Annotated in this window: 7 protein-coding genes; 6 read left to right on the top strand and 1 reads right to left on the bottom strand. The window is 66.3% G+C overall.

The window, feature by feature from the left end; all coding sequences use genetic code 11:
* Positions 1 to 104: 104 nt before the first annotated feature.
* The 5 genes from rpiB (at position 105) to KF791_02750 (ending at position 9,975) form a co-directional block, all read left to right on the top strand.
* A complete protein-coding gene (gene rpiB, locus KF791_02770) occupies positions 105 to 2,258 on the top strand; it encodes a ribose 5-phosphate isomerase B (protein ID MBX3731499.1) in 2,154 nt (717 codons plus the stop codon).
* 171 nt (positions 2,259 to 2,429) lie between these two features.
* The gene (locus KF791_02765; protein ID MBX3731498.1) at positions 2,430 to 3,830 is read left to right on the top strand and encodes a circularly permuted type 2 ATP-grasp protein; all 1,401 of its coding nucleotides are present in this window, start codon (positions 2,430 to 2,432) and stop codon (positions 3,828 to 3,830) included.
* Between the two features lie 62 nt (positions 3,831 to 3,892).
* The gene (locus tag KF791_02760; protein MBX3731497.1) at positions 3,893 to 4,972 is read left to right on the top strand and encodes an alpha-E domain-containing protein; all 1,080 of its coding nucleotides are present in this window, start codon (positions 3,893 to 3,895) and stop codon (positions 4,970 to 4,972) included.
* 38 nt (positions 4,973 to 5,010) lie between these two features.
* A complete protein-coding gene (locus KF791_02755; protein MBX3731496.1) occupies positions 5,011 to 6,411 on the top strand; it encodes a 6-phosphofructokinase in 1,401 nt (466 codons plus the stop codon).
* Between the two features lie 36 nt (positions 6,412 to 6,447).
* Positions 6,448 to 9,975, top strand: a complete 3,528-nt coding sequence (locus KF791_02750; GenBank protein MBX3731495.1) for a transglutaminase family protein — start codon at positions 6,448 to 6,450, stop codon at positions 9,973 to 9,975.
* 36 nt (positions 9,976 to 10,011) lie between these two features.
* Here the strand turns inward: KF791_02750 and KF791_02745 are convergent, their stop codons facing one another.
* The gene (locus tag KF791_02745; protein ID MBX3731494.1) at positions 10,012 to 11,235 is read right to left on the bottom strand and encodes a HupE/UreJ family protein; all 1,224 of its coding nucleotides are present in this window, start codon (positions 11,233 to 11,235) and stop codon (positions 10,012 to 10,014) included.
* Positions 11,236 to 11,531: 296 nt separating this feature from the next.
* Here KF791_02745 and KF791_02740 point away from each other — a divergent pair, with 296 nt between their 5' ends.
* Positions 11,532 to 12,083 (top strand): type VI secretion system tube protein Hcp, encoded by a 552-nt coding sequence (locus KF791_02740; protein MBX3731493.1) that lies wholly within the window; start codon positions 11,532 to 11,534, stop codon positions 12,081 to 12,083.
* Positions 12,084 to 12,140 lie beyond the last annotated feature (57 nt).

The following is a 12,140-nucleotide window of genomic DNA, read 5'->3' as shown; positions in this document are numbered from 1 at the left end:
TGCAGACGAGACGGGTCCGTTCCAGACCCTACGCCAACCGGGCCGATGCCAATCGGCCGTTGACCATTGAACGTAGGAAACCCAGTTTCCGGGTCCGTGGTGGAATGAAGACCCTGCTGTTCGTTTGCACTGGCAACACTTGCCGCTCCCCGATGGCGGAGGCGCTCGCCCGCCGGGCCCTCAACAGGCTTGGAATGGGCGGCTGGCGCGTCCTTTCCGCAGGCATCGGTGCGGTAAACGGCCAGCCCCCCAGCCCCCATGCTGTTGGAGCCATGCAGGCCTGCGGACTCGACATTTCCGGTCACCGGTCCCGCATGTTGACCGGGGAGACGGCCCGCGCGGCCGACGTGATCTGCGGCCTCACCCGCAGCCACGTCGAAGGAATCCAGTATCTGTATCCCGAAACGGTGGGGCGAACGTACCTTCTGGGCGGGTTCGATCCCGACGGCCCCGGAGACATTCCGGATCCCATCGGGGGGCCCATGGAGGGCTACCTCGTCTGTCGCGACCAGATCCAGCAAAGCATTGATTTCATGATCAAACACCTCGACGAACCCGCCGCCGCCGCGGCACCGCGCGTCGGTCTCGCCATCGCGGCCGGATCGGACCACGCAGGGCTCCCCCTCAAACAGGCACTGGTCCGGATGCTTGAGGACCAGGGCCTCACGGTGCACGACCTTGGCACCCATGATCCGGATCCGTCGGACTATCCGGAGTATGCACGGAAGGTGGCCGGGGAAATCACCCGCGGCGCGGCCGATCTTGGCCTGCTCTGCTGCGGGACCGGCATCGGCATGAGCATTGCGGCCAACAAGGTTCCCGGGATCCGCGCCGCCCTCGCCACGACGCCCGAGACCGCCGCCCTGGCCCGTGAGCATAACGATGCAAATGTACTTTGCCTCGGGGCGCGGACGACCGCCCCTCCGGATGCCGCACGAATCCTTGAGGCGTTTCTCCTGGCTCCATTCGCCGGGGGCCGCCACGAGCGGCGGGTCCGGAGCTTGGAATCCGAGGGGACGCCGGGAGCCGGAATGGCCGCCGTGGATCCGGCGATCGCGGAAGTCGTCGCTCGCGAAGCGCGCCGGCAACGGGAGAACATTGAACTCATCGCGTCGGAAAATTTCACGAGCCGCGCCGTGATGGAGGCCCAGGGAAGCGTGCTCACCAACAAGTACGCCGAAGGCTACCCGTCGCGGCGCTGGTACGGTGGCTGTGAGCATGTGGATGTCGCCGAACAGTTGGCCATTGACCGGGCCCGCGCCCTGTTCGGCGCCGAACACGCCAACGTCCAGCCCCACTCCGGCTCGGGGGCCAACATGGCGGTCTACTTCGCCATGCTGAAACCGGGCGATCGCCTCCTGACGATGGATCTGTCGCACGGTGGCCACCTCACCCACGGCAACAAGGCCAACTTTTCCGGCAAGTTCTTCGAAATCGTCCATTACGGCGTGCGGCGTGAAGACGAGCGGATTGACTACGACCAACTCGCCGCCCTTGCCCGGGCGCACCGTCCGCGCATGATCACCGTGGGCGCCTCCGCCTACTCCCGGGTCATTGACTTTGAGCGGATGGGCGCGATCGCCGTCGAGGTCGGCGCCCTGCTCCTCGCCGACATCGCCCACATCGCGGGACTGGTCGCCGCCGGGATCCATCCCAGCCCCGTGCCGCATGCCGATTTTGTCACCACCACCACGCACAAGACCCTGCGCGGCCCGCGGGGCGGGCTGATCCTGTGCAAAGCCAGACATGCCCGGGCGGTGGATTCCCAGACCTTCCCCGGCATCCAGGGGGGGCCCCTCATGCACGTGATTGCCGCCAAGGCCATCTGCTTCCAGGAGGCGCTTCAGCCGGCGTTCGCCGCCTACCAGCGTCAGGTCGTCGCCAACGCCCGCGCCCTCGCCGAGGGCATGTCGCGCAACGGGTTTCGCCTGGTCTCCGGCGGCACGGACAACCACCTGATGCTCGTGGATGTCGGCGCCCGGGACCTCACGGGCAAGCAGTCGCAGCTGGCCCTCGACGAGGCGGGCATCACCACCAACAAGAACACCATCCCGTTCGAAACCCGATCGCCGTTCGAGGCCTCCGGCGTCCGGCTCGGGACCCCCGCGGTCACCACGCGCGGCATGCGCGAGCCCGAGATGGCGGCCGTCGCCGACATGATCAGCGAGGTGCTGCTCGATGTGGGCAGCGCCGCCACCGCCCGTCAGGTTCGGGAGCGCGTCCGGGATCTCACCGCCCGGTTTCCCCTGCCCGCCTGACCCGCCCGGGCCGGCGGCCATGCGGGGGATTCATGCCGGCGCCGGAACTCATGAAATCAGGCCATGCGGCCGGCGTGGGTTTTGCGGACTTGAAGCTTGAACCGGAATCCGGGAACACCGTGCAATGAGGTCGTGCTGCATCGGTACGCCCCCGAGGCCTTCTTCGACGAGATGTTCACCCAGGACGGTGAGGTGCGCCCGCACTACCGTCGGTTTCAGCAATGCTTCGCGCGGCTCCCCCAGGATGACTTCGACCGCAAGCGGCAGGCCGTGGACCTCGCATTCCTGCGCCAGGGGATCACTTTCAACGTCTACGGGGACTCCAAGGGCGCCGAGCGGATCTTCCCGTTCGACCTTGTGCCGCGCATCATTCCGGCACACGAATGGGATCTTCTCGAGCGGGGGCTCGCCCAGCGGATCACCGCGCTGAACCTGTTCCTGCACGACATCTACCATGAGCAGCGCATCCTGAAGGACGGCGTCGTGCCGCCACTGTATGTGCTCTCGGGCAAACATTTCCGGCGCGAATTCATCAATTTCAACGTCCCCAGGGACATCTACATCCACATCTGCGGTTCGGACCTCATCCGGGGCGATGACGGCCGCTACCTGGTCCTTGAGGACAATGCCCGGTGCCCGAGCGGCGTGAGCTACGTGCTCGAAAACCGGGGCGCCATGAAGCGGACTTTTCCGGCCATGTTCGAGCAGGTGGGGGTGCAACCGGTCGAGCACTACCCGCAGGAACTGCTGCGGATGCTGCAATACATCGGACCGGCCGGTGTGCCGGACCCCACCGTGGTCCTGCTCACCCCGGGAGCGTACAACAGCGCCTATTTCGAGCACACGTACCTTGCCCGGCAGATGGGCATCGAGATCGTGGAGGGGCGGGACCTCGTCGTGCGGGATGCACGGGTGTACATGCGCACCACGCAGGGTCTCCAACCGGTGCATGTCATCTACCGGCGCATTGACGACGACTTCATTGACCCGACCGTTTTCCGGCGCGACTCGATGCTGGGGGTTCCCGGGCTCGTGAACGCCTACCGTGCGGGCAACATTTCGCTGGCAAACTCGATCGGGACCGGCATCGCGGATGACAAGGTGATGTACTACTTCGTGCCGCGCATGATCAAATACTACCTCGATCAGGAGCCGCTGATTGACAATGTGCCGACCTACCTTGCCAACGAGGACTCGGACCGCCAGTACATCCTGGAGCACCTCGACCAGCTGGTGGTCAAGGCGGCCAACGAATCGGGCGGCTACGGCATCCTGATGGGCCCCAAGGCCAGCCGGCAGGAGCTCGAGGAATACCGGAAGAAAATTGAGGCCGACCCGCGCAACTTTGTGGCCCAGCCCATGGTCTCCCTGTCGCGCCACCCCACGCACGTTGGCAACGGGGACTTCGAGGGACGCCACGTGGATCTGCGTCCGTTCATCCTCTACGGCGAGAAGATCGTGATTGTTCCCGGCGGGCTCACCCGGGTCGCCCTGCGCAAGGGCTCCCTGATCGTCAACTCCTCCCAGGGCGGCGGCAGCAAGGATACCTGGGTGCTGTACGGCGACGAATGACCGCCACGCCCATGCACCCCGCCACGCCCCACCGAACTCCGGCCCCGATCCCGAACTGAACCATGCTGAGCCGCGTCGCCAACTGCCTGTACTGGATGTCCCGCCACACCGAGCGCGCCGAAAACATCGCGCGGTTGGTGGACACCAACCTCCAGTTGCTGCTGGATTTCCGGAACCTGGACGAGGAGCGGATCGCCGAGCAATGGCTGCCCATTGTGCAGACCACCGGCGACGAGGAGGCCTTCTTCAAGCTCCACGCCAAGGCCACCGCGGAGTCGGTCACGGAGTTCCTCCTGTTCCAGCCCGACAATCCCAACTCCCTCGTCCAGTCCATCTGCCAGGCCCGCGAAAACGCGCGCATGGTCCGCGACCAGATCACCATCGAGCTCTGGGAGGAACTCAACCGGTTGTACCTCTTCGTCACCTCGCCCGATGCCCGCCGCGTCTGGCGCCAGAGCCCCAGCGATTTCTTTGAGCAGATCAAGGCCAGTTCCCTGCAGATGATCGGCATCACCTATGCCACACTGCTGCACAACCAGGGCTGGCAGTTCACCCAGATCGGCAAGTTTCTCGAGCGTGCCGACAAGACGACCCGGATCCTCGACCTGCGTCACCGCACCCTGCCCGAGCGCGGGATGCCCAAGTCCATCAGCCAGGCCGAGTCCCTCGAATGGTCGGCCGTGCTGCGCTCCTGCAGCGCCTGGGACGCCTTCAAGTCCATCCACGGCGCCGAGGTGCACCCGCGGCTCGTCACCGAGTTCCTGATCTTCAACGAGGACTTCCCGCGATCGGTCCGCTTCTGCGCCGGGGAGCTCAACACCGCACTCCGGCACATCTCCGGGGTGCCCGAGGGCCGCTTTGTCAACGACGCCGAGAAACTGGCCGGACGACTCCTCGCCGAGCTCCAGTTCAGCACCGTGGACGAACTCTTCAGCATGGGATTGCACCGCTACCTCGACGGACTGCAACTCAAGCTCAATTGCATCGGAGACGCGCTGTTCACCTCGTATTTCTTCCTCTCCTTTGCCGGTTTCGACGAGGAGCAATTCGTCCAGCAGGAGGAGCAACAGCAGCAGCGACGGGCCGTTCACGGGAGACCATCCCCCGCCCCGCCGCAGCGACCCCGCGGCCCGGGCTCCTGATCCGGCGCCCTCCCTTCGTCCACCGCGGTCTCCCCACCATGAAGCGCATCGGAATTCTCACCGCAGGCGGCGACACCCCTGCCCTCAATGCCACCATCGCCGGCGCTGTCGCCAGGGCCAACCAGCTGCGCGTGGAGATTGTTGGCCTCATCAAGGGGTTCAACAGCCTCTTCAACCCCCGGGTCCCCCACCTGCTCCTGAACCCGTTGTACCAGGAGATTCCGGAACTGGACCCGACCAAGGGCGGCACATTGCTGGGCTCCTCCCGGGATTACGTGGATCCCTCGCAGACCGCGCAGCTCGACGAGATCGCCCACCGCCTCCGGCAGCTGCGGATCGAGGGCCTGATCTGCGTGGGTGGGGACGGCACGCTCAACGGCCTGCAGCCTCTCGCGGACCGGCTGCCGACCGTTCTGGCCCCCAAGACGATTGACAACGATCTCGGACTCAACCACCCCGGCGAACCGGACGAATGGGCACGGATCCCGGATCCGTCGGCAACGTCCGGGCATCGCTACCGGAGGACCGAGTCGCGTGCCGTCTTCGACCTCGACCAGATCGTCAATTACGCGACGCCGGGCTATGCGACGGCCGTGTTCGTGTCCGCCAGCGGCGTTGAACGGATTCGCACCACCGCCGAAAGCCATCGGCGCATCGCCATCGTCGAGGTCATGGGCCGTCACTCCGGCTATCTCGCCCTGGGTTCCACCTACGGGCGTCCAGACATCGTCCTGGTCCCGGAATCCCCGCTCGACCTCGAGCGACTGGTGGAACGGGTCAAGCACATCTACGACCTGCAGAAGAATGTGGTGATCGTCTGCGGCGAGGGGATCGTGGACGCCCAGGGACGCGAACTCGGCGCGGAGACCCGGTCATCGGATCCCGCGGGCAACGTGGTGCTCAGCGGTGCCGGCGAGGCGTTGCGGAACCGCATGATCCAGATGATCGGGGACCGGTACTTTCAGCTGTATCGGCGCGGCGACACCGCCCGCGAGGCGATCTTCACACGGAAGGTCGGCCACACGCAGCGCGGCGGCCGCCCGATCCGCTTCGACCGGTTTTACGCGGCGCAACTCGGCGCCCAGGCGGTCGAGCTGCTCCTCGACGGACGCAACAACGCCGTCGCCGTGCTGCAGTACAGCGCGCGGCAGGGCTTCCACGTCCGGGGCCACGATGCGAACCGGTTCCGCGACCGCTGGGGATTGATTCATGCACGGCAAGTGCACCCGGAGCTCTATGATCCGGTGCTGATGAAGCCCTCCCGGACCGGCATCGAGTATCTCATCCCCATCTTCACCGACGCGATCGGCAACGATGACACCGAGCATCTGCGCCAGACGTTGTTTGCGCCCGCAAACCTCACGCAGCCCTATCACTCCATCAACACCGACGTGAACAAACGGATCCGGTACCTGGAGGCGGCACCGTCCACCGGCTGATTCCCACGTCCTCCCCCCGAAGTCCCCCCCCATTCCATGCCCATCCACGTCAGCCTCCAGCATGCCACCCGGTACACCTACGATCGTCCGGTGGACCATGGCCCCCACGTGATCCGCCTGCGGCCCGCACCCCATTGCCGGTCCCGGATCCTCAGCTTCTCCCAGAAGGTCACCGGCGGGGAACATTTCATCAACTGGCAGCAGGATCCCTTCTCCAACTGGAACGCCCGCCTGGTGTTCCCGGACCGGATGTCCCACCTCAGCATCGAGGTGGAGGTCATCGCCGAAATGGCCGTTTACAATCCGTTCGACTTTTTTGTCGAGGAATCCGCAACGCACTACCCCTTCGCCTACGAACCCTCCCTGCGAAAGGACCTCGCCCCGTTCCTGGAGGCGGCGCCCCTGACCCCGGCCCTGCGGCAGTGCATTGACGGCATCCGGCGCGACCTTGTGCGCCATCCGGAATCCCTGCCCCACGTGCCCGCGCCGGAAGGTGGGCATCGCGCCGACGTCCATCACGACGGCGGTCAGATGCCCCCGGAAACGCATCCGCCCGCGCCCGGCAACGGGTCCCGCCTTCGGACCCTGGATCTTCTGGTCGCCATCAACCAGCGACTCCAGTCCAGTGTGCGCTATGTCATCCGGCTGGAACCGGGCGTGCAATCTCCCGAGGAAACGCTCTCCCTGGGCACCGGCTCCTGCCGCGATTCCGGATGGCTGCTGGTGCAATTGCTCCGCCATCTCGGCTTCGCAGCACGATTCGTCAGCGGCTACCTCGTCCAGTTGGCCCCCGACGTGAAGGCACTCGATGGGCCTTCGGGACCGACCGCGGATTTCACCGACCTCCACGCCTGGTGTGAAGTGTATCTGCCGGGGGCGGGATGGATTGGATTCGATCCCACCTCGGGCCTGCTTGCCGGCGAGGGCCATATCCCGTTGTCCTGCACCCCCGAACCCTCCACGGCCGCACCGGTGACCGGAGTCGTCGGGGAGTGCCGGTCCACCCTCGAGCACGAAATGCGGGTCACCCGGATCTTCGAGTCACCCCGGGTGACCAAACCCTATCGCGAGGACCAGTGGCAGCGAATCCATGCCCTGGGGCTGGCCATTGACGAGGATCTCCAACGTCAGGATGTCCGCCTGACCATGGGAGGCGAACCCACGTTTGTGTCCGTGGACGACCCCGACGGGCCGGAATGGAACTTCACCGCCACCTCGCCCCGCAAACGTCAGCTGTCGGGAACCTTGATCCAGAGGCTCCGTCGCCAGTTCGCCCCGGGCGCCCTGCTCCACTACGGCCAGGGGAAATGGTATCCGGGCGAGCCCCTGCCCCGCTGGGCACTCGCCGCGTACTGGCGCCGGGACGGCGTCCCGGTGTGGCGCGACGAGTCGCTGATCGCCGATGAGTCCAGGGATTACGGACACGGAATCCCGGAAGCACGGGAGCTGGCGCGCCGGCTCTGCGAAACTCTCGGGACGGATCCCCGGCACCTGATTCCCGCCTACGAGGACATCTTCTACTACACATGGAAGGAGCGTCGCCTCCCCTCCAACGTCACGCCGGCGCAGTCCCAACTCAAGAACCCGCTGGAGCGCGACCGGCTCGCGCGCCTCTTCCAAAAGGGTCTGGGCGACATCGTGGGATTTGCCCTCCCGCTGCGACGGGAACGGGCCGAAACAGAACGGGGCTGGGTCTCCGGATCCTGGTTCCTCCGCGACGGAGAAACCCTCTGGCTGCTGCCCGGCGATTCGCCCATGGGCCTGCGGCTGCCGCTGGATTCCATCCCGTGGGTCTCCGAGCGGGACTATCCGTGGGTCTGGCCGCAGGATCCCACCGGCAAACTGCCCCCCCTGCCTCGCGAGTTCCCCTACGGACCGGAACGAGCCGCTCAACGCTTCGTACGCACCGGAACCACCCCGATGCCTCCGGATTTCGGTCAGGGTGGGCGGGCGCAGTCCCTCGGGGATTCCGCCAGGGATCGGGCCGCGGCATCCGCAGAGGCGGCATCCCGCCAGCCGGGGCCAAATGAAAGCGCGCCGTGGGTCATCCGGACGGCTCTTTGCATTGAACCGCGCGAGGGGCGTCTGCACGTGTTCCTGCCACCGGCGGCCACCGCGGAGGACTACCTGGATCTCGTCGCCGCACTCGAATCCACCGTGGCGGGCATGGGAATTCCGGTGATCATCGAGGGGGAGCCGCCGCCGCGAGACCCGCGCCTCCAGAAGCTTGCGGTCACCCCCGACCCCGGGGTCATTGAGGTCAATCTCCACCCCAGTGCCTCCTGGAACGAACTGGTGCACCGGACCGAGGTGCTTTACGAGGAGGCGCGGCAAACGCGGCTGGGAACCGAGAAATTCATGCTCGATGGACGCCACACCGGGACCGGTGGCGGCAATCATATCCTGATTGGCGGCGAGACGCCCGCCGACTCCCCCGTCCTCAGGCGTCCCGACCTGCTCCGCTCCCTGCTGGCCTACTGGCAGAATCACCCCTCCCTCAGCTGGCTCTTCAGCAGCCTGTTCGTTGGTCCGACGAGCCAGGCCCCCCGGGTGGACGAGGCGCGTCACGACGCACTCTACGAACTGGAAATTGCCTTCCAGGAACTCGACCGTCAGATCGCCCTCGGCAAGGGGTCCACCGCTCCCTGGATGGTGGACCGGCTGTTCCGCAACCTCCTCGTGGATGCCACCGGCAACACGCACCGGTCCGAGTTCAGCATGGACAAGCTGTATCCGCCGGACGCCGCCGGCGGACGCCTGGGCCTGATCGAGATGCGCGCGTTCGAGATGCCGCCGCATGCCCGCATGAGCCTCGCGCAGCACCTGTTGCTGCGCGGACTCATCGCCCGGTTCTGGCGGGAGCCCTATCGCAACGGCCCGGTCCGATGGGGCACCGATCTGCACGACCGCTGGCTCCTCCCCCACTTCTGCGAGACGGACTTCCGGGAGGTGCTCCGGGAACTCGGGGATGCCGGCTACCCCTTTGAGCCGGAGTGGTTCGCACCCCATTTCGAATTCCGTTTTCCCAGGATCGGCGATTTTGCCCAGCGCGACATCCGCGTCGAATTGAGGTCGGCCCTCGAGCCGTGGCATGTCCTCGGGGAGGAGCCTTCACCCGGCGGCACGGTCCGATTTGTGGACAGCTCCCTGGAGCGGCTGCAAGTCAAGGCCCAGGGAATGATCGGCGACCGGTTCGCGCTCACGGTGAACGGGCGCCGGCTTCCGATGCATCCCACCGGTACGAACGGCGAGGCGGTCGCCGGAGTCCGCTATCGCGCCTGGCAGCCGCCGAACTGCCTCCAGCCGACCATCGGAGTACACTCACCGCTCCGGGTGGACCTCTTCGACACCTGGAACGGACGCAGCCTTGGGGGATGCACCTACCATGTCGTCCACCCGGGGGGGCGCAGCTACAGCACCTTCCCGGTGAATGCGTACGAGGCCGAGAGCCGGCGGTTGTCCCGGTTTGAAGTTCACGGACACACCCAAGGCACCGGGACTCCCGGCCCGCTGCCGCGCAACCGGGAGTTTCCGTTTACTCTCGATCTGCGTTACAGGGCTTGATCACACCTGCCGCCGCCGTCGGCGGCGCGAACCAGGTCACAGAAACTCGCGCAACGCGGCGACGAAAAACCAGGTGCCGCCCATCGCGATGAGTACGGATCCCCAGCGCCGGCAGCGCAGGCCGAACCGGTCGCCAAACTCGGCCGTGCCGGCACGCAGCAACCCCCAGAAGGGCAACCCCAGGGCCACATGCCCGAGCTCGACGCCCAGGCAGAATGCCATGATGGCCAGTGCCTTTGCACCGCCCCCGGTGCTCCCCAGCGACTCGCCAAAGCCACGGGCAAATCCAAGGCCGTGGATCAGACCGAATCCGAAGGCCACCGCCAGCCGCGAGGGCGCTGAAACCCGCCGGGGCGACACCAGATTCTCGACGGCCACAAATACGATGCTGGCCGCGATGAAGGGTTCGACAAACCAGGCCGGAATGCGGACCACCTCCAGAGCCGCCAGGGTCACGGTGATCGAGTGGGCGACGGTGAAGGCGGCGATCAGTTTGAGGAAATCGCCCAGGGTCGCGGCCGCCAGCGCCAACGCCGCCAGGAACAGCAGGTGATCGTAGCCGGTGACGATGTGATCCACACCCAGGCGCAGATAGGCGCCAAACGGCACCGCCGCGGTGGAGGGATCAAAGGCGTCCATCACGGCGGCGGCGTGGCGCGGCGGAGACTCCGGCATCGCCGCGACCGCAGGGGCCAGCTCCAGGAAGTACGGCAGGTCCGCCCGCACCAACCCCGCCGCCAGATCCCGAGACGCCGCATCCTTGACCACCAACCGGTACGTCACGTCCCAGGGAATTCCCGGCGCGTACTCGAACCGGCTGAGCGTCCGATGTCCAAACTGGAGCTCGGCCGGCGGACCACCCGCGCCGAGCGGATACTCGAGGTCAAACGTCGCGTGGGTCTCATCAGGAAACAGCGGGGAATCTTCCGGCACCAGCGCGCTCCCCTCCGCCCGCAACTGGTAGTCCAGCAGCTCACCGATCAGCGGATGCCCGTCCGCCTCCACGCGAAGCGCCTCCACCATGTGATCCCCGTGTCGGGACAACGCGGTCATCAACCGGTCCAGCGGCACCGCCTGATCGGAGCCTCCCAGACCCTGCGTCACCGCCACCTCGCGCAGCGTGGCACTCACCCGCATCACGAGGCGGTTGGTCTCGACCATCACCCACCAGGAATTCTGAAGAAACGGATGCGCCCGGAGTGGCCCGACATCCGCGCCCGCCAGCCATACCAGTACCATTCCGACGTATCCGATCCGCATCAGGAGCGATCCTGCGCCGGACGACAACCTGTGGAAAGGCACCACATTCCCGACGAATCGCGTCGTGGCGTGGAGGTGCGGACGATCGCAGCCGTCCGTAATGGACAACGGCCCGGGACATCTTCATCCCCATCTCGGCACAAACCGCTGTGGCGAACTCACCTCGCCGGACCCGGTCCCGGACAATTAACTCATTTTCCGGGGTGCAACCCACGGGAGCCCGGCCCTGCTGCGCAGCGCGGGTAATTGCACTTGGAATATTTCGGAGCCGGGGGATAGCCTGCGTTGGGATGAGGATGATCGTTCCAGCAAGGCTCCTGGTGGCGATTCTCGCGCTGGGGATCTCCAATCCGGCGGCCGCCGCCATCGAGGCGTTCTTGATGATGGATGGGGTGAGGGGCGACGCCGTGGATGCCCGCCATCAGGGCGAAATGGAGGTGTTGTCCTTCTCCCACGGAATTGTCCACGCAACGCCGTCGCCCGGCGGAGCGGGCGCGGGAGGAGCGTCCAAACCCGTCCTGTCCGAGCTGACGATCACCCGGCGGCTCGACAGGGCCACGCCAGTCCTCCATCAGCGCGCCGCGCAGGGAGCCCATTTTCGGAACGCCGTCCTGACCCTTCGAAATTCGGGGCCGGCGGGCACTGTGTTCTATCAGGTCAAGCTGACCGACGTACGGATCGTCAGTGTGGGCACGGCCGGGGTTGCCGGCGACGATGGCGGCCCGCCGGTCGAGACGCTGGCGCTCGGATTCGGCAGAATCGAGTGGGTCTATACGCCTCAAGACCGGAATGGCAGCACGGGCGCCCCGGTGGAAGGGAGCTGGGATGTTGTCCGGGGCACCCCTTGAGCCCGGCTTCGCGCCGCCGGCCGGGCGGGCCTTCCCACCTGGGATTCGACGGGGGGT

This window comes from Verrucomicrobiia bacterium, assembly GCA_019634635.1.
Lineage (GTDB): Bacteria > Verrucomicrobiota > Verrucomicrobiia > Limisphaerales > UBA9464 > UBA9464.
Note: the sequence above shows the minus strand (reverse complement) of the source record. Positions and strands in the feature narration are given on the sequence as shown.

Coding starts and splice junctions, on each gene's coding strand:
- KF791_02740 (MBX3731493.1), top strand. CDS start 11,532: ATGATCGTTCCAGCAAGGCTCCTGGTGGCGATTCTCGCGCTGGGGATC.
- KF791_02750 (MBX3731495.1), top strand. CDS start 6,448: ATGCCCATCCACGTCAGCCTCCAGCATGCCACCCGGTACACCTACGAT.
- KF791_02760 (MBX3731497.1), top strand. CDS start 3,893: ATGCTGAGCCGCGTCGCCAACTGCCTGTACTGGATGTCCCGCCACACC.
- KF791_02765 (MBX3731498.1), top strand. CDS start 2,430: ATGTTCACCCAGGACGGTGAGGTGCGCCCGCACTACCGTCGGTTTCAG.
- KF791_02755 (MBX3731496.1), top strand. CDS start 5,011: ATGAAGCGCATCGGAATTCTCACCGCAGGCGGCGACACCCCTGCCCTC.
- rpiB (MBX3731499.1), top strand. CDS start 105: ATGAAGACCCTGCTGTTCGTTTGCACTGGCAACACTTGCCGCTCCCCG.
- KF791_02745 (MBX3731494.1), bottom strand. CDS start 11,235: ATGCGGATCGGATACGTCGGAATGGTACTGGTATGGCTGGCGGGCGCG.